Raw genomic sequence first — 26,761 nt, 5'->3', positions numbered from 1 at the left:
TTCCGGCGCTGCTGAACGTTCGCCTGAGCATTCACGGATGGGAGCCGGTGCGCGCCTTCCGCTTCGGTTCGTTCGCCCTCCGGCCCTTCACCCTCCGGCATGACCCCGTCTCATCCATCTCGGCTGGGACCGGGTGTCCGGCAAGCCGAACGCATCCGTCAGCACAGGGACGGCCCGCCGCCTTCCGCTTCCGTTCGCTGAACTCTCCGGCTCCTCCTCCGGGAAGCCCGCCGTCTTGACCCGCCGCATCGAGGCGGGGCGATATGCGTCCGGCGCGTCGGCGGGCATGTCTGGCGCAGGGACGGCCAGCGCCTCCAGCCGGGCCCTCTTCCATTCACCCGCCGCCCGGCTCTTCCTCCTCGGGCGGGTCTTCCGTTGTTGTCCCGTTCCCGTCCGTCCCGGGCTGGTAGGTATCGGGCGTGTCGAAGGCATCCGCTGGCGCGCGGAAAGGGAGCGCTCCCTTGGCAGCCGCCCCGATGGCTTGCCTTGCGGCAGGCGGCGCCGGGATGAGGGGCGGTGGCGTTCGGGCACCGCCACCCGCCTCCGGCGCGACAGGAGCGCTCCTCGCCTCCCAGGGCCGGGCGCCCTCGGCCGGGCGGGCCGCGACGAAGCGCCAGCCGCCTTCCGGCGTATGGTAGCCGGCGAGCCCGCCCATAGGTCGTGATGGGTCGATGCGCACGAGTTCGGCCGCGCAGACCAGGGGCGGTTCGAACGGCGTCACCAGCACGCGCGCGAGACGGCAATCGTCCTCCAGCGAGTCCCGCTGCCGCGACAGCGCCACCAGCCCACCGTCCGCGAGCGGCAGCGTGCAGCCGAGCGGATCGCACGTGGCCGCCGCCGCGATGTCCTTCGCGCCGATGCGGGTACGGTCGCCATCCGCGCTCAGCCATTGCTCGACGGCGAAGCGATTTGCCAGCCCGGCCGCCCGGTCGCCCATCACGTGGAGGCGCCCATCGGTGCCCCTCACCGCCACGGTGCGCCCCTGCGCGTCGACCAGCAGCTCCGGGCGCGGCGTGCCGGCGGCAATCCATAGCGCCAGCCCGCCGAGCGCGGGCGCCAGCAACATGAGCCGCGTGCGGGCGAGGCACAGTACCGCAAGCGCCAGCGAGAGCAGCGCGAGGCTCGCAGCCGGCATGCCCCGTATGCCGCGGTCCGCACCCGGCAGAGCGGCCACCATGTCGGCGATGTCGAGCATCACGCCAATCCCCCAGCCCATGATGCGCCACACGGGGCCATCCCAGCCGAACGGCATGAGCAGCGCGCCGAGGAGGCCGAACGGCATGACGACGAGCGACACCACCGGCGTCGCGGCGAGGTTGGCCGGCAGGCTGAGCGGGGCGAGGCGCTGGAAATGGAACGCGGCATAGGGCGCCGTCGCCAGCCCCGCCGCCAGCGAGCCAAGCACCAGCGCGGCGAGGTAGCGTGCCGGCACCGCGAATAGCGGCGTCTTCATTCCCGGCGGCGCGGCGATGAAGCGGCCGAAGCGTTCATAGGCGGCGATCAGCGCCAGTGTGGCGGTGAAGGACATCTGCGCGCCGGGGTCGAGCACCGCCCAGGGGGTGAGCGCCATCAGCGCCAGCGCGGCGAGCGCCAGCGTGCGCAGCGTCAGCGCCGGCCGCCCGAGCACCACGCCGGCCAGCACGAGCAGCGTCATCACATAGGCGCGCTGGGTCGGCACCTCGGCACCCGACAGCAGCAGATAGAAGGTCGCCGAGGCGAAGGCCGGCAGCGCCGCCCACGCCTTGATCGGCCGCGCCAGCGCAAGCTCCGGTGCCAGCGCCAGCAGCGCGCGGGCGAGGAAGAAGACCGTCGTCGCCACCAGCGCCATGTGCAGGCCGGAAATGGAGAGGATGTGCGACAAGCCGGCGATGCGCATGCTCTCCTCGATCGGCTCGGCCACCGCGTCGCGCAGTCCCGTCACCAGTGCCACGGCGACGCCGCCATCCTCTCCCGGCAGGGCGGCGCGGATGCGCGCGGCGATGGCCCGGCGCGTGCCGTCGAGCCAGGTGGCGAGGGCGAGGCCCCAGGGCGGCGGACCGGTCGCCGGCGCAAGCTCCGGCCGCCCGAGAGAGAAGCCCGTGGCGCCGATGCCGTCGAACCAGATCGCCCGGCCGAAATCGAAGCCGCCGGGATAGGCCGGCCCCGGCGGCGGGCCGAGCGTGGCGCGCAGGCTCACATGCGCACCCACCCCCGGCGGCTTGCGGCTCGAAAGCGTCACCCGTACACGCTGCGGCGGCTCTGCGGGCGGGCGCGCGAAGCCGGTGACCAGCAGCGTGATCCGGCTGCCGCGCGGACGCTGCTCGGCGGATTCGACGAAGCCGGTGATCTCGGCGGCATACAGCGTCTGCCCGAGCACGGGATGCGCCATGCGCTGCACCTGAAGCGCCGCGACGGCGAAGCCGAGCGCGATCACCGCCAGCAGCGCGAAGAGATGGAAGCCGAAGGCCCGCTCGCGCCGCCACCACGCCAGTGCGGCGAAGACACCCGCCGGCATGAAGCCGGCATAGGGGAGCGGTTCCTGCGGGGCGGCGAAATAGAGCACGGCGCCGAGGGCGAAGCCGACGGGCAGGAAGAGGAAACCGCGCCGGTCGTCGAGTTCGCGCGCCAGCGCGGCGGAGAGCCCCGTGGTCAGCGCGCCGAGGCGCAGATCCGGCCACCGGCCCGCCAGCAGGGGCGCGAGCCCCGTCCCGCGACGCGCGTCGGCCAGCACCGCCGCCCGCGCGCCCCGGCGACGCCCCGCTCCGTCAGGCCTGCCCTCTCCCGGCCATTCCTCGTCCGGGTCCCGCCGCGGCGGCCCCTGCATTCCCCGCCCGCCCGTTGCAACGCTTTTGCCGTGTCGCGCACCTATGGTACACGCTCCGTCCGCAACCGCCACGCCGCAACGCTTTGACGCCGCCCCTGCCGCGCGGCGCGAGACGAAAGAAACATGTCCGAGACCGTCGTCACCCGCTTCGCCCCCTCGCCCACCGGCTTCCTGCACATTGGCGGGGCGCGCACCGCGTTGTTCAACTGGCTCTATGCCCGCACCAAGGGCGGCAAGATGCTGCTGCGCATCGAGGACACCGACCGCCAGCGCTCCACCCCCGAAGCCATCGACGCCATCATCGACGGGCTGAACTGGCTCGGCATCGACTGGTCGGGCGACGTCATCTACCAGTTCGCCCGCGCTGAGCGTCACCGCGAGGCAGTGGAACAGATGATCGCCGCCGGCCGCGCCTATCCCTGCTTCGCCACCGCCGCCGAGCTGGAGGAGATGCGCGAGACCGCCCGCAGGGAGGGCCGGCCGCCGCGCTATGACGGGCGCTGGCGCGACCGCGATCCGGCCGACTACCCCACCGACCGCAAGCCGGTCTTCCGCCTCAAGGCCCCGACCGAAGGCGAGACCGTGATCGACGATCTCGTGCAGGGCCGCGTCGTCATCCCGAACAAGGATCTTGACGACCTCGTGCTGCTGCGCTCCGACGGCACGCCGACCTACATGCTCTCTGTCGTCGTCGACGACCACGACATGAACGTCACGCACATCATCCGCGGCGACGACCACCTCACCAATGCCGCGCGCCAGACGCAGATCTACCATGCGCTGGGCTGGGGGGTGCCGAAGATGGCGCATATCCCGCTCATCCACGGGCCGGACGGCGCCAAGCTCTCCAAGCGCCACGGCGCCCTCGGCGTCGATGCCTACCGCGCCATGGGCTACCTGCCGGCGGCGCTGCGCAACTACCTCGTGCGCCTCGGCTGGAGCCATGGCGACCAGGAGATTTTCTCGGCCGAGGAAATGAGCACGTTGTTCGATCTCGACCGCGTGGGCCGCTCGGCGGCGCGCTTCGATTTCGCCAAGCTGGAGAACATCAACGGCCTCTACATGCGCTCGACCCCCGATCCCGAGCTGCTGGCCGCCATCGACACGTTGCTGCCCTATCTGCCGAACGGTGCCGGCATCGCCGCCGCGCTCACGCCGGAGCGCCGAGCGCAGCTTCTGGCCGCCATGCCGGGCCTGAAGGAGCGCGCGAAGACGTTGGTAGAACTTATTGACAGCGCATCATATATTCTGAACGCGCGTCCGCTGCCGATCGAAGAGAAGGCGCAGGCTCTTCTGACCGCGGAGGCCCGCCATCTGCTCGCCACGGCGGCCGAAAAGCTCGCCGCCGTCGCCGACTGGAACGCCGCCGAGACCGAGGCGGCCGTGCGCGCGGCGGCCGAAGAACGAGGCGTGAAGCTCGGTGCCATCGCCCAGCCGCTGCGCGCGGCAATGACCGGAAAGACCACCTCGCCGGGCATTTTCGACGTTCTGGCGGTGCTCGGCCGCGAGGAGTCGCTGGCCCGCATCGCCGACCAGACTGCCTCCCTCGCGAAGGCGTAAGAAACCCGTCTAGCACGGCGCGGCGGCACAGGTGAAATCGTTTCGCCGCCATCGCGCCGTCGCCTTCCGGCCGCATTGCGGTACCGGTTTCGCTGCGCTTGCGAGGGCGGATCGAAACCGCTACGACTGCCTCTCGGGCCGCAGCGAGACACGCCCCGTCTCCGGCCACTGCCTTCCAGGCTCGGCACTGCACCCGCAAGACGTGATCCGTTTCATCGGTTCCACAGGCTCAGGGAGAATCCGCATGGACGCCAGCAACGGCACTTCGGCGAAATCCGCCACCCTCACCATTGGCGATGAAAGCTGGGAGCTGCCGATACTGAACGGCACCATCGGCCCCGACGTCATCGATATCGGCAAGCTCTACGCCCAGACCGGCAAGTTCACCTACGACCCCGGCTTCACCTCGACCGCCGCCTGCGAAAGCCAGATCACCTACATCGACGGCGACGAAGGCATCCTGCTCTATCGCGGCTACCCCATCGAGCAGCTTGCCGAGACCGGCGACTTCCTCGAAACCTGCTACCTGCTCCTCTACGGGGAGCTGCCGACCGCCGCGCAGAAGGCGGATTTCGACTACCGCGTCACGCGCCACACCATGGTGCATGAGCAGATGAGCCGGTTCTTCCACGGCTTCCGTCGCGACGCGCACCCCATGTCGGTGCTGGTGGCCTCGGTTGGCGCCCTGTCGGCCTTCTATCACGACAGCACGGACATCTCCGACCCGCAGCAGCGCATGATCGCCTCGATCCGCATGATCGCGAAGATCCCGACGCTGGCGGCGATGGCCTACAAATACTCGATCGGGCAGCCCTTCGTTTACCCGAAGAACGACCTCGACTACGCCTCGAACTTCCTGCGCATGTGCTTCTCGGTGCCGTGCGAGGAATACAAGGTCAACCCGATCCTCTCCCGCGCTATCGACCGCATCTTCATCCTGCACGCCGACCACGAGCAGAACGCCTCGACGTCGACGGTGCGCCTCGCCGGCTCCTCCGGCGCCAATCCCTTCGCCTGCATCGCCGCCGGCATCGCCTGCCTCTGGGGGCCCGCCCATGGCGGCGCCAACGAGGCCGCGCTCAAGATGCTCGGCGAGATCGGCTCGGTCGACCGCATCCCGGAATTCATCAAGCGCGCCAAGGACAAGAACGACCCGTTCCGCCTGATGGGCTTCGGCCATCGCGTGTACAAGAACTACGACCCGCGCGCCAAGATCATGCAGCGCACCTGCCACGAGGTGCTCGGCGAGCTCGGCATCCAGGACGACCCGCTGCTCGACATCGCGGTGGAGCTGGAGCGCATCGCATTGCAGGACGAGTATTTCGTCGAGCGCAAGCTCTACCCGAACATCGACTTCTATTCGGGCATCACGCTGCGCGCCCTCGGCTTCCCGACCTCCATGTTCACCGTGCTGTTCGCCCTCGCCCGCACGGTGGGCTGGATCGGTCAGTGGAAGGAGATGATCGAGGATCCCGGCCAGCGCATCGGCCGCCCGCGCCAGCTCTACACCGGCGACGTCGCCCGCGACTACGTGCCGATCGCCCGCCGCAAGTGAGCGGCCACGCCGGGCGGCGCGCCGGAAACGGCGCGTCGTGCTCCGGCAACGAAGGTTGAACGGCCGGGCAGACGACGTGCCCGCCGGACGGTCGAGAGTTCCAGCAATCCCCGTCCTCCGACCGGAGGGCGGGGATTTTGCTTTTCGACGTCTTTGCTTTCTCGACATGGCGGCTCGAGGCTCGTTCGTGACGCGCCGAGGCAGTCGCCGCTCAGGCGCCGCCCACGCCCCGGCCACTCGCAAGCGTCTCAAGCACCGCGCGGGCGGCCCGGCGGCTCGGCGGCTCGCCGCCCTCACCCATCGCCGCGTCGAGCCGCGCGAAGGCGGCGAGCTGCGCCTCGCGCTCCGCGCCCCCCTCGATCAGCCGGGCGAGCTGCGCCGCCATGGCGGGCGGGTCGATGTGCCACTGCAGATATTCCGGCATCGCCGCCTCACCCAGGATGAGGTTCGGCAGGATCGCCGTCTTCACCTTGATGATGAAGGGCGCGATACGCCCTTCCAGCCACGGCACGCGATAGGCGGCCACGGTCGGGATGCCGGCGAGCGCCAGCTCCAGCGTCACCGTGCCGGAGGCGGCGAGCGCGGCGCGGGCGACCCGGAAGGCGGCCCGCTTCTCCTCCTCGTCGACGACGATGCGCGGTTTGACCGGCCAGTTCGCGATCATCTGCTCGACCTGCGCGAGACGGCGCGGCAGCGTCGGCAACACGCAGTCGGGCGGCGGCTGCAACGTCTGCAAGCGCTCCAGCACCGCGCCGAACGTGGCGCCGAGGCGCGCAAGCTCGGCGCGCCGGCTGCCGGGCAGCACCAGAAGGACCGGCGGCTTCGCCTCGCGGCGCCGGGCCTCCTCGGCATTCGGCCGCAGGCGGTCGAGTTCACCGAGCAGGGGATGGCCGACATAGGTGGTGGGCGGCCCGTCGAGCGCGTGCATCGCCTCCGGCTCGAACGGCAGCAGCGCCAGCACCCTGTCGAAATCCGGCGCCATCGCCCGCGCCCGGCCCTCGCGCCAGACCCAGACGGTGGGAGCGACATATTTCACGATGGGAAGGCCGGGCAGCCGCGCCCGCACCTTGTGGGCGACGCGATGGGTGAAGTCCGGCGCGTCGACCATGACGAGGATGTCGGGCGGCCGCTCGACAATGGCTCGCACCGTCTCCCCCATGCGCCGCAGGATGCGCGGCAGGCCGCCAATGACCTGCGCGAACCCCATGGCGGTGATGTCCTCCATGGGGAACAGCGTGGCCAGCCCCTGGGCCTGCATGCGCGCGCCGCCCACGCCCCGGAATCGCACGCCGGCGGGATGCAGCGCCTTGAGCTCCGCCATCAGTCCGGCACCGAGCGCGTCGCCGGACTCCTCGCCCGCGACGATGAACACGTCGAGCGGCCCGCTCATGCGTCGCCCGCCTCGTCGCGCGCGAAGGCGTGGATGAACACCCCGGCGGCGTCGGCCGCGCGCAGCAGCGCCTCGACATCCGAGACGATGACCCCGCCCGCCTCGACCGCGATGCCGGCAAGGCCCGCCCGCGCGGCGCCCTCGACCGTGCGCACGCCGAGTGAGGGAAGGTCGAGCCTTCGGTCCTGCCCCTCCTTCGGCCGCTTCACCAGCACGCCGCAGCGCGTAGGCATCTTGATACGGCCAATGGCGCGCAGCTCGGCGACGCGCGCCAGCATCAGGTCGGTGCCCTCCGCCGCCTCCATGGCGACGATATGCCGGTTCATCACCACCAGACCCTGGCCGATGTCCAGCGGTCCGGTGATGGCGAGAACCCGGCGGCCGAGCTCGATATCCTCCATCTGTCCGGCATCCGGCGCCACGGCGCCGAGCCGTCCGGCAGGGATGAGAATCTCCGGCGCGATTTCATGCGCTCCGACGAGGCGGAAGCCCGCCTCTTCGAACAGCCGGCCGACACTGGTGAGCAGGTGATCGTCGCCGCCGCGCAGCATGCGGAACACGCGCGGCAGCAAGGTGAGCGTCGTCCAGTCGAGGCGGATGTCCCGCACGCGCGGGCGCAGCACATTGCCGATGAACACCACATCCCGGCAGCCGCGCCGGCGTAGCTCGCGCGTGAGCAGCCCGAAGCGGCCGATATGGATCCACGCATGCGGCCAAGCCTCGACCCAAGGATCGGCGAAGCCGCGAATGGGGAAGAGCACGACACGGCGCCCCGCCTGCCGCGCCGCCTGCGCGACCGCCAGCGGAAAGGCGCCGCCGCCGCAGATGATGGCGAGCGGCGCGCCCGGCGCCGGCGCCTCGGGCCCGGCCGGGCCGCCCTCAGGCGGCTTCGGGCTCGCCGACATGATCGACCGAGTCGACGGGCACGGTCAGGCGGCGTCGGCCGACGCTACGCACGAAATCGACGATGCGCATGACATTCGCATCCTCGCCGAACTCGCCGGCCACGCGATCGGTGCGCTCGGACAGCGTGCCGGCGCCGTAGAACAGCTCGCGATAGGCGCCCTGCAACAGCCGGCGCTGCGCCAGCGTGAGGCCGCGCCGCTTCAGTCCGGTGTAGTTCAGCGAGCGCAGGCCGGGATGGCCTTCCATCATCAGGCCGAAGGGAATGACGTCGAAATGCACGCCGCACATGCCGCCGATCATCGCGCCGTCGCCGATGCGGGTGAACTGGTGCACCGCCGCCAGGCCGCCAATGAACACGTTGTCGCCGACCGTCACATGGCCCGCCAGCGTCGCGTTGTTGGCGAAGACCGCATGCGCGCCGACCACGCAGTCATGCGCGACATGGCTGCCGACCATGAACATGCCGCCCTCGCCGACCACCGTCTCCATATGGCCGCCGGCAGTGCCGGTGTTCATCGTCACATGTTCGCGGATGATGCAGTTGCGCCCGACCAGCAGCCGGCTCGGCTCGCCCTTGTAATGATAGGATTGCGGCGGCGAGCCCAGCGAGGCGAAGGGATGGACCACCGTCCCCTCGCCCAGCGTGGTATGGCCGGTGACGGCGACGTGCGAGACGAGGCGCACGCCGGCCTCCAGCACGACATTGGCCCCGACCGTGCAGAACGGCCCGATCTCGACGCCCTCGCCGAGCGTGGCGCCGTCCTCGACGCGTGCCGACGGATCGATCCGCGCGGCGCTCACTTGGCCGCCCCCCGGGCGATCATGGCGCCGACCTCGGCCTCCGCCACGAGCTGACCGTCGACCTTCGCCTCGCCGCGGAACCACCACATGTTCCGGCGCTTGGTGATCTGCGTCATATGGTATTCGAGCACGTCGCCCGGCACGACGGGACGGCGGAACTTCGCCTTGTCGATGGTCATGAAGTAGACGAGCGCCGGCGGCCCCTCGCCGGGGCGCTCCAGCAGGCAGATGGTGCCGGCGGTCTGCGCCATGCCTTCGAGGATGAGCACGCCGGGCATCACCGGGTTGTCGGGGAAATGCCCCTGAAAATGCGGCTCGTTGGCCGAGACGTTCTTGATGCCGACAGCCTTCCTGTCGCCCTCGATGCCGACGATCCTGTCGACCATCAGGAACGGATAGCGGTGCGGCAGCGTCGCGAGAATCCGCAGAATGTCGGCCGAGCCGAGAGACGCGGTCTCGTTGACGGTGGTTTCGGCGGTGACGGTATCGGTCTGCACGTCCATGCCCTACTGCCCCTCTTGTCGCCGCTCATGCGGTCCGCCCGACGGCCGGTCGCCGCGCGCCAGACGCTGGACGGCCATCACTTCGCGGAACCAGTCGCGCATCGGCTTGGCGGGCGAGCCGCCCCACTCGACGCCCGGCGGCACGTCGTCCTTCACATTGCTCGTCGCGGCGATGCGCGCGCCGTCGCCGATATGCACATGGCCGATGACGCCGACCTGGCCGCCCAGGACGACGAAATCGCCGAGCGTGGCGCTGCCCGCGATGCCCGTCTGCGAGACGATGATGCAGTGCCGGCCCACGACGACGTTGTGGGCGATCTGCACGAGATTGTCGATCTTCGTGCCCTCGCCGATCACCGTGTCGCGCAGCCCGCCGCGGTCGATGGCGGTGCCGGAGCCGATTTCGACATCGTCCTGAAGGACGACGCGGCCGATCTGCGGGATCTTGGCGTGGCCGCGCGCGCCGCCGAGATAGCCGAAGCCGTCCTGCCCGATGCGGGCGCCGGGATGCACGATCACCCGGTCGCCGAGCAGCGCGTGCTGCAGCGAGGCGCCGGCGCCGATGGAGCAGTCGCGCCCGATGCGCACGCCCGGCCCGATCACCGCGCCCGCACCGATCACCGTGCCCGCGCCAACCTCGGCGCCCGGCCCGATGACGGCGCCGGGATCCACCGTCACCTCCGCCTCGAGCCGCGCCTGCGGATGCACGATGGCGTCCGAGGCGACGCCGGTCTGGCCGAAGACGGAGCCGGGACGCAGGCTGCTTTCATAAAGGCGGCGCGTCACCGCAACGAAGGCCGCCTGCGGCCGCGCCACCCGCAGGGCGACCGTCCCGGCCGGCACATGCGAGGCGAAACGCTCGGTGACGAGGCAGGCGCCGGCCCGCGTGGCCGCCAGTTCCGGCACATGGCGGGCGCCGTCCATGAAGGCGAGATCGGCGGGTCCGGCCTCGCCGAGCGCGGCGACATTGCCGATCGCCCGATCCGCCTCGGGGCTGGCCGGCGACGGGGCGCCGACCAGCGCGCAGATTTCCGCGATGGTCAGCGGCGCGGGCGCCGGATGAAAAAAGGGATCGCTCATCGCCGCGTGCCGACCGCCGACCTGTTTCCCAAACGCACAAGCGGCCCGGACAACCGGGCCGCCGTGCAACCGATATGGAGGCAGTCTATCAGAAGCGGGTGCCGCCGCTGAAGCGGAACGCCTGCGTTTCGTCATACCACTCCTTCGACAGCGCCCAGGCGTAGTCGAAGCGCAGCGGACCAAAGGGCGACTGCCAGATCAGGCTGACGCCGACCGAGGAGCGGATCAGGTCGCTATCGGCGACGCAGACATTGTTCCAGCCTTGCGTCTTCGAACCCTGTATCGCGCTGCAGTCCGTAAGGCCATCCTGCCAACCGGGCGTACCCGGGAATACCGTATTGCCCTGATAATCCCACAGCGAGCCGGCATCCGCGAACACGGCGAACTTCATGCCGATGTCCTTGGGCAGGAAGGAAAGCGGGAACTGCACTTCCGCCGTCGTGCCCCAGTAGAGCGTACCACCCAGAGCGTTCGGATCTTCCCCGGCCCAGATGTCGCCCGACGCAAGGTCGCGCGGGCCGATGCCGTTCGGCGCGAAGCCGCGCACGAGGTCCGGACCCTTGAAGAAGTTATCGAGAATGCGCAGGTCCTCGCCGCCCCACGACGCTACGTTACCGGCCTGGCCGCGCAGCATGAGGACGAAATCGCCGAACAGAGGCTTGTAGTAGCGGGCGTCGAAGGTGGTGCGGACGAAGTTCACGTCGCCGCCGAGGCCGGCGAAGTCCTGCTTCAGTTCGAGCAGGTAGCCGTTCGTCGGGTCGCGGTTATTGTCGAGCAGATTGTAGCTCAGCGTATAGCCAACGGCCGAGGTGATGGCCGACTCGCCGTTCACTTCCAGGATGGCCCAGGACACGCTGCTCAGGCTGTCGAGGTTGTAGAGGTAGCACTGAGCGGGCGACAGGTAATCCGCGCAGTTGTCGAAGTTAACCGTAATTTCCTTCTGCGACAGCGTGTAGCGCAGACCCAGCGTCAGCTCGTCGGTGAGCGGCAGGGCCACGCGCAGCGTGCCGCCATAGGTCGAGGTGTCGTACGGGCTGTAATCGGTCGCGCTGGTTTCCTTCCAGAACAGGTCGAAACCGGCGGCCACGCGGTAGTCGAGGAAATACGGCTCGGTGAAGCTGAAGTCCACGCCCTGCACGTTCTCGCCGAGCTGGCCCGACAGGCGGACATACTGGCCACGGCCAAGGAAGTTCTTCTCCGAGATCGACACTTCGCCGATGAAACCGTCCGAGGTGGAGTAGCCGCCCGAGACCGAGAACTCGCCGGTCGGCTGATCCTCGACCGTCACCACGAGGATGATGCGGTCGGGCGCGGTGCCCGGCTCGTTGGTGATCTTCACTTCCTTGAAGTAGCCGAGGTTGCGCAGGCGACGCTCGGCGCGGTCGACCAGCACGCGGTTATAGGCGTCGCCCTCGGCGAGATCGAACTCGCGGCGGATGACCCAGTCGCGCGTGCGGGTGTTGCCGCGGATCTCGATGCGCTCGATATAGACGCGCGGACCTTCCTCGACCGCGAAGGTCAGGGAGATGGTGCGGTTCTCGACGTTGCGGTCGCCGCGCGGACGAACCTGCGCGAAGGCGTAGCCGCTCTTCGACACCTCGATGGTGGCGTTCTCGACCGACTTCTCGACGAGCTCGGCGTTATAGACCTGACCCGGCGCCACGCGGAGTGCGGCGCGGATGTTGGCCACGTCGACGTCCTTGATGTTGGACGCCACATCGACCGTGCCGACGCGATACTGCGCGCCCTCGTCGAGGGTGAAGGTCAGGATGAAGCCGCCCGACTTGCGGTCGAGATCGGCGGTCACCGACAGGATGCGGAAATCCGCATAGCCGTTCTTCAGATAGAAGCGGCGCAGCAGCTCCTGGTCGGTATTGATGCGGTCGACGTCGTAAATGTCCGAGTTCTTGAGCCAGGAGAGCCAGTTGCTCTCGGTCGTCGTGACCTCGTCCTTCAGCTTGTAAGCCGAGAAGGCCTTGTTGCCGACGAAACGGATCTCGGAGACGCCGAGCTTCTCGCCCTCGGTGATTTCGAAGACGAGATCGACGCGACCCTGGCCGCGCTCGATGGTCTTTGGCACCACGCGCACGTCGTAACGGCCGGCGCGGTGATAGACGTCGATGATGCGCTGCGTGTCGGCCTGCACAGTGGTCTTGGACAGCGGCGCACGCGCCTTGGACTGGACCTCGCCGGAAAGCTGGTCGTCCTTGACCTTCTTGTTGCCCTCGAAGGCGACGCGGTTGATCACCTCGTTCTCGACGACGGTCACGACCAGACGGCCGCTGCGGCTGCTGATGCTGACGTCGGAAAAAAGGCCGGTCGCGTAGAGCGACTTCAGCGCCTCGTCGATCTTGGACGGGGTGAGCGACTGGCCCGGGGCGGTCTGAAAATAGGAGCGAATGGTGTCGGCATCGACGCGGCGATTGCCCTCGACGACGATCGAACTCGCCGTCTGCGCGACGGCAACCCCAGGCACGGCGACTGATCCGGCGACACCGGCAACGGCCATCAGCGTCACCACACCGAGGACCGAAGCCATCTTACTCACGAACCGGAAACGAGCCATTTGGTGCGCAACCTTACCGTTGTTCTGGGAAGCCCCCGAATGCGCACCATAGGGTACGCGTGCGGAGTCGATCCTCACCCTGCACCCCGTTTGATACAGACTTTTGAAGAGCCTGCAAACCGAACGGGCCGCCATTAACGCCTTTTCCCGCTGGCGTGGCGCCTCGGCAACGCCGCCGCGAGTCGGGATCAAGATTTTGATATACTGAGGATATCGTTCCACGTTGCAAAGAGCATCAGCATCAGGACGAGGGCGAGACCGATGCGGAAGCCCACTTCCTGCGCCCGTGCGCTGAGCGGGCGGCCGCGCAGCGCCTCGATGGCGTAGAAAAGCAGGTGTCCGCCGTCGAGCAGAGGTACAGGAAAGAGGTTAAGAAGTCCGATCGAGACCGACAGAACCGCGGCAAGCTGAAGCAGCGCACCGATCCCGAAGGTCGCGACCTGCCCGGAAACCTGCGCGATGCGGATCGGCCCGCCGAGCTGATCGGCGGATTCGCGCCCCGTCACCACGCCGCCGAGATAGCTGAAGGTGCGGTCGACGATGAACCACACCTCGCGAGTCGCCATGCCCACGGCCTCGACCGGGCCGAATCGCTCGGTGCGCACCTGCCCCCCGCTCGTGTTGCGGGAGATACCGAGCACGCCGATCCGATGGACGTTGCCGAAGCTGTCCGTCACCTCACGCAGGTCCGGCGTCGCCTCGACGGTCACACGCTGGCCGCCGCGCTCGATCTCGACGTTCAGCTTGCGCTCGGCGTTGACGCTGACGACGCGCTGCATGTCGCCGAAGGAATCGATGGGCTGGCCGTCGATGGACAGAATCACGTCGTTGGGCTGGAAGCCGGCGCGCTCGGCGGCGCTGCCCGCCTGCACGGCGTCTACCTGCGGCGTCGTCACCTGCCGGCCCACCGTCATGAACAGGCCGGCGAAGATCACGATGGCGAGGATGAAGTTCGCGATGGGCCCGGCCGCCACGATGGCGGCGCGCGCGCCCAGCGGCTTGTGGAAGAAGCTCTCGCGCCGGTCCGCCTCGTTCATCTCGTCGAGCGCGCCATGGTCGGGCGTGCTGGCGGCGTTCTCGTCGCCGAGGAACTTCACATAGCCGCCGAGCGGGATCGCCGACAGGCGCCAGCGCGTGCCGTGCCGGTCGTTGAAGCCCACGATCTCGGGGCCGAAGCCCACGGAGAAGGCGACCACCTTCACACCGGCCCGGCGCGCCACCCAGAAATGGCCGAGCTCGTGGAAGAAGACGACGATCGTCAGCACGAAGAGGAACGGCACGACATAGCCGAGCAGCCAGCTCGCATTGCCGCCCATCGAGGCGAGAAATTCCATCAGCATGTTCCCAGATGGCCGCGCCGGACGGCGCGACCCATGATCCATAAGCAGGCTTTAAGGCGAACTTGGGCAAACCCGTGGCAATAGCGCAAGGCCATGGGGACCGGCGAAGAGGTCGCAGTCCCCTCGCCTGCCCGGCCTACCACATCAGAAACCCGCGCACCGGCGCCTGCGGGTTGCGGATCAGCCCGATCAGCAGCGCCAGCGCCGCGGCGGCGACGAAGCCGTCCAGCCGATCCATGAACCCGCCATGGCCGGGAATGAGATGGCTCGAATCCTTCACACCGAAATGCCGCTTCATCGAGGATTCGAAGAGATCGCCGGCCTGGCTGGCGACGCTCGCCAGCAGCCCCACCGGCGCCGCGAGGATCGCGGTGTGCACACCCGCCAGATGCAGCGTCGCCATGCCCGCCAGCGTGGCGACGAGCGTTCCGCCGATGGCGCCGGACCAGGTCTTGTTCGGGCTGACGCGCGGCCAGAGCTTCGGCCCGCCGATCAGCCGTCCGCAGAAATAGGCGGCGATGTCCGTCGACCAGACGACGGCGAACAGCCAGATCACGGCCACCAGCCCCAGCTCGCCGTCCTCCCGCAGCACCGCAGCGGGAAGCGCCAGCGCGCCGGCATAGAGCACGCCGAACGGCGCCCAGAGCCGGCGCTCGCGTCCGCCGCGCGCAGCGAGGGCCGAGGCGATGGCGCCAAGGATGACGATCGCCATGGCGACGGGCGCGGGACGGATGGCCAGCATCGCCAGAGCGAGCAACAGCGCCGCGCCGCCGATGGCGAGCAGCAGGGCATGCGGCTTGGCCGCGATCATGCGCAGCCACTCCCACAGCAGGGTCAGCGCGGCGACGGCGACAAGCAGCGTGAACGGCCAGCCGCCCCACCACACCGCCAGCACCGCGACCGGCGCCATGACCAGCGCCGAGGCGAGACGTGGCAGGAAATCGGCTCCGATTCTCAACGATTCAACCTTCGCCCGGCGTGACGCCGCCGAAACGGCGCTCCCGTCCGCCGAACTCCGCCAGCGCACGCTCCAGCCAGGTGCGGTCGAAATCCGGCCAGTAGACCGGCAGGAACACCAGCTCGGCATAGGCGGCCTGCCAGAGCAGGAAGTTCGACAGGCGCTGTTCGCCGCTCGTGCGGATCATGAGGTCGAGCGGGGGAAGGCCGACGGTGTCGAGCGCCTCGCCGAAACGCTCCGGGGTGATCTCCTCCGGCCGCAGCCGGCCGGCGGCGACCTGCCGCGCGAGCTCCTGCGCGGCGCGGGCGATCTCGTTGCGCGAGCCGTAGTTGAACGCCACGGTCAGCCGGACGCCGGTATTGGCGCTGGTGAGTGTCTGCGCGTCGTCGAGGAGCTGCTGCACCTCCGGATCGGTGGGATGACCCTCGCCGATGATCCGCAGGCGCACATTCTTGGCGTGCAGCTCCTGCAGGTCCGAACGGATGAAGCGCTTGAGCAGCCCCATCAGCTCGAAGATCTCCTGCTCGGGGCGGGACCAGTTCTCGCTGGAGAAGCTGTAGAGCGTCAGCGCCTCGATGCCGAGCTCCTGCGCGGCGGTGACGGTGCGCCGCACCGCCTCGGCGCCGCGACGGTGGCCTTCGAAGCGGGGCAGGCCGTGGCTCTGCGCCCAGCGCCCGTTGCCGTCCATGATGATCGCGACATGACGCGGCGCCGGCAGGGGCGGCGATGCCGCCCCCTGCGCCTCGTTCTTTATGGCTGCACCCGCCGGCACGCCAAGCTGCACGCCAAGCCTCGCAATATTCACGGAGCCCCCTCCGGTGCCTGATATCAGACCGCCAGGATTTCCTTCTCCTTGGCGGAGAGCACCTGATCGATCTCCGAGATCGACTGATCCGTCGCCTTCTGCACCTGATCGGCGAGGCGGTCGAGATCGTCGGAGCTCATCTCGCCATCCTTCTCCGCCTTCTTCAGCGCGTCGAGTCCGTCGCGCCGTACATGGCGGACGGAGACGCGCGCCGCCTCGGCGTATTTATGCGCGACCTTGACCAGTTCCTGACGGCGATCCTGCGTCAGCTCGGGAATGCGCACGCGCAGCACCTGGCCCTCGGTCTGCGGGTTGAGGCCGAGATTGGAGTCGCGGATCGCCTTTTCGACCGCCGCCACCATGCCGCGGTCCCACACCTGGACCGACAGCAGGCGCGGCTCCGGCACGTTCACCGAGGCCACCTGGTTGAGCGGCATGTGGCTGCCATAGGCGTCCACCTGAAGCGGCTCCAGCAGGCTCGCCGAGGCGCGGCCGGTGCGCAGGCCCGAAAGCTCCTGCTTCAGCACGCCGATGGCGCCCTGCATGCGGCGCTTGAGATCGGAAATGTCGATCGGACCAGAACTCATGACGAACCTCGTTCAACTGTGCGCCGGCGCAAGGCCGGCCGGTGCCCGTTGCCGGGCTTATCCAATCTAACGGCGCCCAAGGCAAGCGGCTACTCGGCAAGCCCCGTGCGGAACGGCCTCCGCCAGCGCTAGGGCGCGACGGTCGTCGACCGCCCCTCGCCGCGAATGGCCGCCGCGATGGCGCCCGGCTCGCGGATGGAGAACACGACGATCGGCAGCTTCGATTCGCGAGCAAGGGCGAAAGCAGCCGCGTCCATCACCTTGAGATCCTTCGCCAGCGCCTCGTCATGCGTGAGGCGCTCATAGCGCCGGGCATCGGGATCGAGTTTGGGATCGGCGGTATAGACGCCATCGACATTGGTCGCCTTCATCACCGCGCCGCAGTCCAGCTCGGCGGCGCGCAGCACGGCGCCGGTGTCGGTGGTGAAGTAGGGATTGCCGGTGCCGCCGGCCAGCAGCACGATACGCCCGCGCGTCAGGTGACGGGAAGCGGTCTGACGGGCATAGGGCTCGCAGATGGTCGGCATGGGAATGGCGGAAAGCGTGCGTGCCGGGCTGCCGGCCTGCTCGACCGCCTTCTCCAGCGCCAGCGCATTCATCACGGTGGCCAGCATGCCCATATGGTCGGCGGTGGCGCGGTCGAGCCCCTGCCCCGCCACACTGGCGCCGCGCAGGATGTTGCCGCCACCGACGACGACCGCGATCTCCGCCCCGGTCGACTTCGCCTCGACGAGGTCCTGCGCGATGCGCTCGATGGTCGGCCAGTGCAGCCCGAAAGGCTCGGTGCCCATCAGCGCCTCGCCCGACACCTTCACCAGCACGCGCCCATAGACGGGTCCGTTCCGGTCCGAACGGGTCGACATCTCCGAAGGAAGCGACATCTCCGAAGGAAGCGACATGGGGCACCTCTGAACTTGGCGCGATTCGCGACCGCGCACAGTAAAACACGCCGGGCTGCCCTTCGGCGGCCCGGCGTGGATTTATCAACGTGAGAAGCGGTCAGACGCCGGCGGCGGCGGCGACTTCGGCGGCGAAGTCGCTTTCCTGCTTCTCGACGCCCTCACCGAGGCCGAAGCGCACGAAGGCGACCAGCTTGATCGGCGCGCCGACCTTGCCCTCGCTCTCCTTCACCGCCTGGGCGACCGTCTTGGACGGATCGTGGATGAAGGCCTGCTCGACCAGCGTGACTTCCTTGTAGAAAGTCTTCAGGCCGCTCTCGACGATCTTCTCGACGACATTGTCGGGCTTGCCGGAGGCCTTGGCCTTCTCGGCCAGCACGCCGCGCTCGCGGGCGACGACATCGGCCTCGATGCCGGCGGCGTCGAGCGCCTGCGGGTTGGCGGCGGCGACATGCATGGCGATCTGCCGGCCAAGCGCCGCCAGCTCGTCCGCCTTGCCGGTCGATTCGAGCGCGACCAGCACGCCGATCTTGCCGAGCCCTTCGCCCACCGAGCCGTGGACATAGGAGCCGATGACGCCCGTCGACACTTCCAGCTTCCTGGAGCGGCGCAGGTTCATGTGCTCGCCGATGGTGGCGACGGCGCTGTTGATCGCGTCGGCCACGGTGCCGCCGGCCGGATAGGCCGCCGACTTGACCGCCTCGACGTCATCCGCCGTGGTCAGCGCAACGGTCGCGATGTCGCGCACGAGCTGCTGGAACTGGTCGTTGCGCGCCACGAAGTCGGTCTCGGAGTTCACCTCGACGACGACGCCGGTGGCGCCCGAGACGGCGAGGCCGATCAGGCCCTCGGCGGCCACGCGGCCAGCCTTCTTGGCGGCCTTGGCGAGGCCCTTCTTGCGCAGCCAGTCGACAGCCGCCTCGATGTCGCCGTCGACCTCGTTCAGCGCCGCCTTGCAGTCCATCATGCCGGCGCCGGTCTTGTCGCGCAGTTCCTTCACCAGGGCAGCGGTGATGTTGGCCATGTTCGATCCCTCAAAAGATCCAGTCATTCATTCGAAGACACGGCCGGCCGGAGGGTTCCGGGCCGGCCGCGCAATGCCATGCTTGGTGTCACGAGGTGACACCTTCGCGAAGGAGCGATCACTCGACCTCGGCGGTCAGCTCCTTGGCCTGGGCGACCCAGCCGTCGACGCGGCCGGGCAGGCCGACTTCTTCGCCGAGGCGGTGCGCGTCGTCGGCGTTCAGGCCGGCGATCTGCGAGTAGTGGAAGATGCCGAGATCGGTCAGCTTCTTCTCGATCGCCGGCGACACGCCGGTGAGCTTCTTCAGGTCGTCGGCGATGCCGCGCGGACCCGAGAGCGGCTCAAGGCTCGTCCAGACGGTCTCGGCCGGCAGTTCCTCGACCAGCGGGGCCTCGGAGGCGCCGACGTCGATGCCGAGATCGCCCTGGGCGCGGCCGATGCCGTCGATGGCGGCACGCGCGACCAGATCGCAATAGAGGTTGATCGCGCGGCCGGCGTCGTCATTGCCCGGAACCGGGAAGGCGATGCCGTCCGGATCGCAATTGGTGTCGAGGATGGCCGCGACCGGAATGCCGAGGCGGCGGGCCTCGGCGACGGCCAGGTCTTCCTTGTTGGTGTCGATCACGAACAGCAGGTCGGGAATGCCGCCCATGTCGCGGATGCCGCCAAGGGCGCGATCGAGCTTTTCCCGCTCGCGCTGGAGCGTCAGGCGCTCCTTCTTGGTGTAGCCGACGCCCTCGCCGGCCGCGAGCAGCTCTTCGAGCTTCTTCAGGCGGGCGATGGAGTGCGAGATGGTCTTCCAGTTGGTCAGCATGCCGCCGAGCCAGCGGGAGTTCACATAGTACTGGGCCGAGCGCTTGGCCGCATCGGCCACGGCATCGGACGCCTGGCGCTTGGTGCCAACGAACAGCACGCGGCCGCCACGGGCCACGGTGTCGGACACCGCCTGCAGCGCGCGGTGCAGCGCCGGCACGGTCTGGGCCAGGTCGAGAATGTGGATGTTGTTGCGGGTGCCGAAGATGAACGGGGCCATCTTCGGGTTCCAGCGGTGGGACTGATGCCCGAAGTGCACGCCAGCTTCCAGGAGCTGGCGCATGGAGTATTCAGGAAGCGCCATTGTCGTCTCTCGTCCGGTTAGGCCTCCGCGGACATGGCCGTGCCGAGGGATTTCGGTCACGGCACCGGAGCGGCCATTGGGCGCCAAGCGTTCGAAACGATCAGACGTTCGGAAACGACGAAGGGAGCCCGGCCGCGAGTCCGCGTGCGGAATGGCGCGGCTTATAGGGGAAGCCGGCGCGCGAGGCAAGCTGGTGGGAAAGAGCCACGGGCGGGCGGGCGCGAGGACCGGAAATGTCGATGCCCGTCGGTCCGGTTCGGTGTCGCGGTAGAACCATTGCAATTACAACTATAACATGCATACTATCATGATACTTATCAAGGCTGTGCTGGCTGGTTCCGGGGGCGATCCGCGTGGCGCACACATCCTCGCTCACGTCGCTGAGTGCGCGCGCACGCGTCGCCGCTCTTGCGCTGACGCTCGTCGGCCTGAACGGCTGTGCCCGTCCATCGAGCGAATCCATCCAGGCCTTCGCCAGCGCGACCGGCGGGCTGCTGACGAGCGCGAATGCGGCGGCCGACTTCAACGCGGCGATGAACCAGAAAGTGCATGTCGCCGAGAAGGCGCAGGCCTACGCCGCCAAGGGCGCCGTCGATGTTTCCCCCAATCCCGACAAGCTTCTCGGCGGCCATGGCGTCGCGCTCTGGCGCAGCGTCACCGGCTTCCTCGGCGCCGTCACCGCATACGCGAAGGCACTGGCGGCGGCGAACGATCCCGCGCTCGTCACCGGCGCCTCCGGCGCGGTCGCCACGCTCGGCGGAGCCGTGGGAGGGGTGGCGACCGCGACGGGGGCTCCTGCCTCCGTAACTCCGCAGATCACGGCTGTGGCGAACATCGCCTCGCACATCGTGCAGATCGGGCTCGAACTGCACGCCGCAAGGCAGTTGCGTTCCGCCATGGAGGACGTGCAGCCGCTGCTCGAACAGGCGCAGGCGCCCCTCACCCGCATCGTGACGGCGATCCGGACGGACACAGGCAAGCTGCTGAGGGACTACGACAGCCTTATCAGCATCCGCCTCGACCTCGCCCGCACCCCGCCGCCGGACGAACCGGCGGCGACGGCCGAACCCGGCCGGGCCGATCCCGCGACAGGCAACGGTCCGCCCGTGCTGGCGAAGGGCGAGGAGTTCCAGCGGCGCTACGAGCTCTATGTCGCCCTCGTCAGCGAACGCGACGCATTGCTTGTCCAGCACGAGGCCCTCGCCCGCCTGCCGGCGGCCATCGCCGCCATGGCGAACGCCCATGCCGAGATCATCGCCAGCCTCGACAAGCCGCAGGCGCGTACGGCGGCGCTGCTCGCCTTCGTCCAGCAGGTGGGCGCGATCGCGACCGAGATCGGCAAGCTGCAGGCCCTTCAGGACGCGAAACGCTAGGAGTAAGCCATGTCTCCCGCCAAGCCCGTCGGCAAGACCTCCGCCAAGACCTCCGCCAAGACCGCGGCCGCATCGGACCCCATTCGAATCCCGTCCAAGGCTGAAATCGACGCCCTGAACGCGGCGTTCGAAAAGCTTCAGGACGCTTTCGACGAGATGCCGGCCGACGCCCGCATCCAGCTCTGGCCGGTCCGCGGCTATATCCGCGACATCATCCAGCAATTGAGCGCGCTGTCGCTCTCCGGCTCCGCCCAGGACCTCGACAGGCTGGCGAGGTCCATCGGCTCGACGACGAAGGACCTCACCCAGCTCAAGAAGGACCTCGACTCACTGCGCGAGATGCTGACGACGACGGCCGCCCTGCTGAAGGCACTCGCGCCGGTGCTGGCGCTGGTCTGATCGTCGCGCCCTTCCACCGCCGGCGACGCACGGCCCGCAGCTCGCGCGGCGTGATCGAAATCGCCGCCGCGCGATGGCGTCAGGCCATCTCGACCATCTCGACGCCCGGCACCGCCTTCATCGCCCCGGCGATCTGCGGCGACAGGCTGAAGCGGCCCGGCAGCTTCACCTCCACCTCGGTCTCGCCGCGCGCGCCGAGCAGCAGCACCAGCGCCACCTCGCCGTCGCCCCGCCCGCCGGCAATCGAGCCGAGACGGTTCGCCACGCTTTCCAGCGGATCGGGCGAGCGCACGAAGATTCGCATGCCCTTCTGCATCTTGGACGCCGCCTGGTCGAGCGGCTCGGCCGACTGGATGCGCGCGCGCACGTCCTCGCCCTGCAGTTCGGCCGAGACCTGAAGCAGCAGCGCGGTGCCCGGCTCCAGCAGCTCGCGGTACTGCGCCAGTGTCTCGGAGAACAGCACCGCCTCGAAGGTGCCGGAGGGATCGGACAGGCCGACGATGCCCATCTTGTTGCCGGTCTTGGTGCGCCGCTCCTGCCGGCTCACGACCGTCGCCGCGAGGCGGCCGGCGATGGAGCCGGCGCGCACCGAGCGGGTGAAGTCGGTCCAGCGCTGCACGCGCAGCCGTTCCAGCGCCTTGCCGTAATCGTCGAGCGGGTGGCCGGTGAGGAAGAAGCCGATGGCGTCGTATTCGCGCTGGAGCTTCTCGGCCGGCAGCCAGGGCGCGGCGTTGGGCAGCGGCAGCTCGGCGGCCTCCGCAGGCCCGCCGAACATGTTCCACTGGCCCGACGCCACTTCCGCGCCAACCGAGGCGGCGTGGGCCAGCACCGGGTCGATGGCCGCCGACGCGCGCGCGCGGTTCTTTTCCAGCATGTCGAAGGCGCCGGCATTGACCAGGCTCTCCATCGTCCGCTTGTTCAGCGCCTTGGCGTTGATGCGGGCGGCGAAGTCCGAAAGGCTGGCGAAGGGCCGCTCCCCGCGCGCCTCCACGATGGCGTCGACCGCGTGCACGCCCACGCCCTTGATGGCGGCGAGCGCATAGAGGATGCGCCCGTCCTTCACAGCGAATTCGCGGCCCGAATGGTTCACCGAGGGCGGCACGACCTCGATGCCGAGACGCTGCGCTTCCTGGCGGAATTCGGCCAGCTTGTCGGTGTTGCCCATGTCGAGCGTCATCGAGGCGGCGAGGAACTCGGTGGGGTAGTTGGCCTTCATGTAGGCCGTCTGGTAGGCGACCAGCGCATAGGCGGCGGCGTGGCTCTTGTTGAAGCCGTAGTCCGCGAACTTGGCCAGAAGGTCGAATATCTCCGACGCCTTGGCCTTGGGCACGGCGCGTTCCACGGCGCCGGAGACGAAGCGCTCGCGCTGCTTGTCCATCTCGGCGCGGATCTTCTTGCCCATGGCGCGGCGCAGCAGGTCGGCTTCGCCGAGCGAATAGCCCGACAGCGTCTGCGCGATCTGCATCACCTGTTCCTGGTAGATGATGACGCCGTAGGTCTCCTTCAGGCTGCCTTCCAGCGCGGGGTGGGCATAGGCGGCCTGTTCCTGCCCGTTCTTCACCGCGCAATAGACCGGGATGTTCGCCATCGGGCCGGGGCGATAGAGCGCCACCAGAGCGATGATGTCCTCCAGCCGGTCCGGCTTCATGTCGACGAGGGCGCGCCGCATGCCCGCGCTTTCCACCTGGAACACGCCCACCGTCTCGCCGCGGGTGAGCATGGCGTAGGATTTGGGATCGTCGAGCGGGATGGTCGAGAGGTCGAGCGCAATGCCGCGCTGGGCGACGAGGCGCACCGCCGTCTGCAGCACGGTCAGCGTCTTCAGGCCGAGGAAGTCGAACTTCACCAGCCCGGCCTGCTCCACCCACTTCATGTTGTACTGCGTCACCGGCATGTCCGAGCGCGGGTCTCGGTAGAGCGGGACGAGGCGGGCCAGCGGACGGTCGCCGATGACGATGCCGGCGGCATGGGTGGAGGCGTGGCGGTTGAGCCCTTCGAGGCGGGTCGCGATGTCGAAGGCCCGCTTCACCACCGGGTTGGCCTCGCTCTCCGCCTGAAGGCGCGGCTCGTCGCCGATGGCCTGCTTGAGCGTGACGGGGTTGGCCGGGTTCTGCGGAACCAGCTTGCAGAGCTTGTCGACCTGCCCGTAGGGCATTTCCAGCACGCGGCCGACGTCGCGCAGCACGCCGCGCGCCTGCAGCGTACCGAAGGTAATGATCTGCGCCACCTGATCGCGCCCGTAGCGCTGCTGCACGTAGCGGATCACCTCGTCGCGGCGTTCCTGGCAGAAGTCGATGTCGAAGTCGGGCATCGACACGCGCTCGGGATTGAGGAAGCGCTCGAAGAGCAGGCCGAAACGCAGCGGGTCGAGATCGGTGATGGTGAGCGAATAGGCGACGAGCGAACCCGCGCCCGAGCCGCGCCCCGGGCCGACCGGAATGCCCTGCGCCTTCGCCCATTTGATGAAGTCCGACACGATGAGGAAGTAGCCGGGGAACTTCATCTTCTCGATGATGGAGAGCTCGAAGGCGAGCCGGTCCTCGTAGTCCTTCTGCGTCAGCCCCGGCGCGGGACCGTGCACGGCGAGACGACGGGCGAGCCCCTCCTCCGCCTGCAGACGCAGTTCCTCCGCCTCGTCGCGATCGAGCGTAAAGCGCGGAAGGATCGGCTTCACCGTGCGCGGGCGATAGGCGCAGCGGCGGGCGATCTCCACCGTGTTGACGAGCGCCTCCGGCAGGTCGGCGAACATCGCCGCCATTTCGGCGCGGGTACGGAAGCGGTGCTCCGGCGTGAGCTGGCGCCGGTCCGGCTCGGCCACCAGCCGGCCCTCGGCGATGCAGATCAGCGCGTCATGCGCCTCATAGTCGTCCTGGGTGGCGAAGAAGGGCTCGTTGGTCGCCACCAGCGGCAGTTCCAGCCGGTAGGCGAGTTCAACCAGCGCCGGCTCGACCCGGCGTTCCTCGGCGACGCCGTGGCGCTGGATCTCGACATAGAGCCGGTCGCCGAACAGTTCGGAAAGCGCGAAAAGGCGCTGCTCGGCGAGATCGTTGCTGCCGGCGACCAACGCGCGGTCTATCGGGCCGCCGGGGCCCCCCGTGAGCGCGATCAGCCCCTCGGCGCGGCCCGTCAGCCAGTCTAGCTTGATGTGCGGTGCGCCGTCCGAGGCGGTGTCGAGATAGGAGCGCGAGACCAGCTCCATCAGGTTGGTCCAGCCCTGCTCGTTCATCGCGAGGAGAACGATGCGCGGCCGCTCCGCGCCGGCGGGGCCACGAGGCGCGGGGCCGGGAAAATCCACCGCCAGCGCGCAACCGAGGATCGGCTGGATGCCGCTGCCCGCCAGCTTCTCCGAGAATTCCAGCGCTCCGAACAGATTGCCGGTGTCGGTCAGCGCGATGGCCGGCTGCCGGTCCTTCTTGGCGAGCTCGGCAAGCTTGCCGATGGTGAGCGCGCCTTCCAGCAGCGAGAAGGCGGAATGCACATGCAGGTGAACGAACCCGACCTCTGCCTCTGCCATTCCATCCTCCCGCGATTCGGCGAAGCTCAATGCTGACGGCCGGGCGCCGGTGCGTCCAGCCGCCGGGGCGGCTCCTCCCCGCTGTCCTCAGGGCGGCGGGGATTCAGACGCCCGTGATGACGCCGGCCCAGATGCCGATCATGGCGATGAACAGGCCGAGGGATGCGAGGGCGGCGGCTTCCTGTACGAAGATGCGGATCATGGCGACCTCCTTGGAACATAGAGAGAACATTACCCCCATAATCCCCAGAGTCCAGCCATGTTCTTCTTTCGTTCCCGGTGATGGTTGACGAAATGCCAACAGCCTCCGGGCCACTGCGAATCGGCGGGAGAGTTCAGCCGCTTAGGTGAGCCGGGGCGGCCAGACGACGTCGAGCCTGACGGTCAGCACGCCCTTCTCCTTCAGCACCACCGCGTTGCAGGCGGCGACGCGCCCGCCGGTGGCGGCGTGGAAATGCGGGATGTCGCGCCCGTGGATGTCCCCGACATGCGCGCCCTCGACCTGCACGGCGATGACGGACGGCTGGCCGGTCTCGGTGACGGAGGCGACCAGCTCGGCGACGCGCTCCTCTCCCATGTCGGAAGGGCGGCGCCCGGCGATGCGGGCCAGCGCGGGCTGGTGCGCCTGCGTGCCGGCGATGCCGTAGTCGAACGTGCCGTCGCCCTTGAGCGCCAGCGAGGCGCGCGGCATCGCCACGCGCTGGCCGGTCCAGCGCAGCAGGATGATCAGGACGATCACCACGGCGACGCTGCCGGCGAGGAGCGTCATATGATCGGCCTTGAGCAGGTGATCCAGCATGGCGGCGATCCGTGCGCGTCAACGCAATCGACAATACACGATAATACCGCCACGGGGCGGTAATCGCGCCCGCCCGCGCGGTCAGCGCAATTCGACCACGTGCCCTTCCTGAAGGGTGACGCGGCGATGCATGCGGCCCGCCAGTTCGAGATTATGCGTGGCGATCACCGCCGCCAGCCCGGTAGCCTCGACGAGCTGCGACAGGGCGTGGAAAACGTGGTCGGCGGTGTTGGGATCGAGATTGCCGGTCGGCTCGTCGGCGAGGAGCACGCGCGGCGCATTGGCCACGGCGCGGGCGATGGCGACGCGCTGCTGCTCGCCGCCGGAAAGTTCGCCCGGCCGGTGATCGAGGCGCTTGGCGAGGCCGAGATAGCCGAGCAGTTCCGCCGCGCGCGCGGCCGCCTCCTTGCGGGAGAGGCCGCGGATCATCTGCGGCAGCATCACGTTCTCCTGCGCCGAGAACTCCGGCAGCAGATGGTGGAACTGGTAGACGAAGCCGACATCGACGCGGCGGATGCGCGTGCGCTCGGCGTCGGGAAGACCAGCGGTCGCCTTGCCGCCGATGAACACCTCGCCGGCGTCCTGATGCTCCAGCAGGCCGGCAATGTGCAGCAGAGTCGACTTGCCGGTGCCCGAGGGCGCCACCAGCGCCACCGACTGGCCTTCCATCACGGTGAAGTCGGCCCCGCGCAGGATATCGAGCCGGTCATCGCCCTGGGAGTAGCTGCGCTCGACCTTCTCCAGCCGGAGTGCCGCCTGCGGGGATGCGAGGGACATGGCCG

Annotated in this window: 21 protein-coding genes; 4 read left to right on the top strand and 17 right to left on the bottom strand. The window is 68.9% G+C overall.

The window, feature by feature from the left end; all coding sequences use genetic code 11:
* Nucleotides 1-334: 334 nt before the first annotated feature.
* Entirely contained in the window at nt 335-2,803 is a 2,469-nt protein-coding gene (locus tag MWN33_RS10400) for a ComEC/Rec2 family competence protein (protein ID WP_247200432.1), read from the bottom strand.
* Nucleotides 2,804-2,926: 123 nt separating this feature from the next.
* Here MWN33_RS10400 and gltX point away from each other — a divergent pair, with 123 nt between their 5' ends.
* Entirely contained in the window at nt 2,927-4,363 is a 1,437-nt protein-coding gene (gene gltX / locus MWN33_RS10395) for a glutamate--tRNA ligase (protein ID WP_247200431.1), read from the top strand.
* 244 nt (nt 4,364-4,607) lie between these two features.
* On the top strand, nt 4,608-5,918 hold the full coding sequence (gltA, locus tag MWN33_RS10390; RefSeq protein ID WP_247200430.1) for a citrate synthase: 1,311 nt from the start codon (nt 4,608-4,610) through the stop codon (nt 5,916-5,918).
* A gap of 211 nt (nt 5,919-6,129) precedes the next feature.
* On the opposite strand, the gene lpxB is transcribed toward gltA, so the two are convergent.
* The 13 genes from lpxB to MWN33_RS10325 all read right to left on the bottom strand — a co-directional run bounded on the left by lpxB (nt 6,130) and on the right by MWN33_RS10325 (nt 19,894).
* Nucleotides 6,130-7,308: a lipid-A-disaccharide synthase gene (lpxB, locus tag MWN33_RS10385; RefSeq protein WP_247200429.1), complete on the bottom strand. Its 1,179-nt coding sequence runs from the start codon at nt 7,306-7,308 to the stop codon at nt 6,130-6,132.
* A complete protein-coding gene (locus MWN33_RS10380; RefSeq protein WP_247200428.1) occupies nt 7,305-8,213 on the bottom strand; it encodes an LpxI family protein in 909 nt (302 codons plus the stop codon). The genes lpxB and MWN33_RS10380 overlap by 4 nt, the downstream gene beginning before the upstream one ends.
* Nucleotides 8,188-9,015, bottom strand: coding sequence for an acyl-ACP--UDP-N-acetylglucosamine O-acyltransferase (gene lpxA / locus MWN33_RS10375; RefSeq protein ID WP_247200427.1), 828 nt, complete (start codon nt 9,013-9,015; stop codon nt 8,188-8,190). The genes MWN33_RS10380 and lpxA overlap by 26 nt, the downstream gene beginning before the upstream one ends.
* On the bottom strand, nt 9,012-9,518 hold the full coding sequence (gene fabZ / locus MWN33_RS10370; protein ID WP_247200426.1) for a 3-hydroxyacyl-ACP dehydratase FabZ: 507 nt from the start codon (nt 9,516-9,518) through the stop codon (nt 9,012-9,014). The genes lpxA and fabZ overlap by 4 nt, the downstream gene beginning before the upstream one ends.
* A 3-nt stretch (nt 9,519-9,521) precedes the next feature.
* Complete coding sequence (gene lpxD / locus MWN33_RS10365; protein WP_247200425.1) at nt 9,522-10,598, bottom strand: UDP-3-O-(3-hydroxymyristoyl)glucosamine N-acyltransferase; 1,077 nt, start codon at nt 10,596-10,598, stop codon at nt 9,522-9,524.
* A gap of 88 nt (nt 10,599-10,686) precedes the next feature.
* A complete protein-coding gene (gene bamA / locus MWN33_RS10360; RefSeq protein WP_247200424.1) occupies nt 10,687-13,137 on the bottom strand; it encodes an outer membrane protein assembly factor BamA in 2,451 nt (816 codons plus the stop codon).
* A gap of 215 nt (nt 13,138-13,352) precedes the next feature.
* Complete coding sequence (gene rseP / locus MWN33_RS10355; protein ID WP_247200423.1) at nt 13,353-14,498, bottom strand: RIP metalloprotease RseP; 1,146 nt, start codon at nt 14,496-14,498, stop codon at nt 13,353-13,355.
* A 142-nt stretch (nt 14,499-14,640) separates the two neighbouring features.
* Complete coding sequence (locus tag MWN33_RS10350) at nt 14,641-15,462, bottom strand: phosphatidate cytidylyltransferase (RefSeq protein ID WP_247200422.1); 822 nt, start codon at nt 15,460-15,462, stop codon at nt 14,641-14,643.
* A gap of 4 nt (nt 15,463-15,466) precedes the next feature.
* Nucleotides 15,467-16,216 carry an isoprenyl transferase gene (locus tag MWN33_RS10345; protein WP_343313013.1) on the bottom strand — a complete coding sequence of 250 codons (750 nt, stop codon included), beginning with the start codon at nt 16,214-16,216 and terminating at the stop codon, nt 15,467-15,469.
* Between the two features lie 74 nt (nt 16,217-16,290).
* Nucleotides 16,291-16,854 (bottom strand): ribosome recycling factor, encoded by a 564-nt coding sequence (gene frr, locus MWN33_RS10340; RefSeq protein WP_247200421.1) that lies wholly within the window; start codon nt 16,852-16,854, stop codon nt 16,291-16,293.
* Between the two features lie 128 nt (nt 16,855-16,982).
* A complete protein-coding gene (gene pyrH / locus MWN33_RS10335; protein ID WP_247200760.1) occupies nt 16,983-17,717 on the bottom strand; it encodes a UMP kinase in 735 nt (244 codons plus the stop codon).
* Nucleotides 17,718-17,853: 136 nt separating this feature from the next.
* On the bottom strand, nt 17,854-18,777 hold the full coding sequence (gene tsf / locus MWN33_RS10330) for a translation elongation factor Ts (protein ID WP_247200420.1): 924 nt from the start codon (nt 18,775-18,777) through the stop codon (nt 17,854-17,856).
* Nucleotides 18,778-18,895: 118 nt separating this feature from the next.
* Nucleotides 18,896-19,894, bottom strand: a complete 999-nt coding sequence (locus MWN33_RS10325) for a 30S ribosomal protein S2 (RefSeq protein WP_247200419.1) — start codon at nt 19,892-19,894, stop codon at nt 18,896-18,898.
* A 353-nt stretch (nt 19,895-20,247) separates the two neighbouring features.
* On the opposite strand from MWN33_RS10325, the gene MWN33_RS10320 reads away from it, so the two are divergent.
* Both MWN33_RS10320 and MWN33_RS10315 read left to right on the top strand, forming a co-directional pair.
* Complete coding sequence (locus MWN33_RS10320; RefSeq protein ID WP_247200418.1) at nt 20,248-21,267, top strand: hypothetical protein; 1,020 nt, start codon at nt 20,248-20,250, stop codon at nt 21,265-21,267.
* 9 nt (nt 21,268-21,276) lie between these two features.
* Nucleotides 21,277-21,666 carry a hypothetical protein gene (locus MWN33_RS10315; protein ID WP_247200417.1) on the top strand — a complete coding sequence of 130 codons (390 nt, stop codon included), beginning with the start codon at nt 21,277-21,279 and terminating at the stop codon, nt 21,664-21,666.
* A 79-nt stretch (nt 21,667-21,745) separates the two neighbouring features.
* Here MWN33_RS10315 and dnaE read toward each other — a convergent pair whose 3' ends face one another.
* From dnaE to MWN33_RS10300, 3 genes are all read right to left on the bottom strand, one after another.
* On the bottom strand, nt 21,746-25,180 hold the full coding sequence (gene dnaE / locus MWN33_RS10310; RefSeq protein WP_247200416.1) for a DNA polymerase III subunit alpha: 3,435 nt from the start codon (nt 25,178-25,180) through the stop codon (nt 21,746-21,748).
* Nucleotides 25,181-25,523: 343 nt separating this feature from the next.
* Nucleotides 25,524-25,979, bottom strand: a complete 456-nt coding sequence (locus MWN33_RS10305) for a hypothetical protein (RefSeq protein ID WP_247200415.1) — start codon at nt 25,977-25,979, stop codon at nt 25,524-25,526.
* Nucleotides 25,980-26,060: 81 nt separating this feature from the next.
* On the bottom strand, nt 26,061-26,756 hold the full coding sequence (locus MWN33_RS10300; protein WP_247200414.1) for an ABC transporter ATP-binding protein: 696 nt from the start codon (nt 26,754-26,756) through the stop codon (nt 26,061-26,063).
* Between the last annotated feature and the right edge of the window lie 5 nt (nt 26,757-26,761).

Source organism: Ancylobacter koreensis (assembly GCF_023016525.1).
GTDB lineage: Bacteria > Pseudomonadota > Alphaproteobacteria > Rhizobiales > Xanthobacteraceae > Ancylobacter > Ancylobacter koreensis.
Note: the sequence above shows the minus strand (reverse complement) of the source record. Positions and strands in the feature narration are given on the sequence as shown.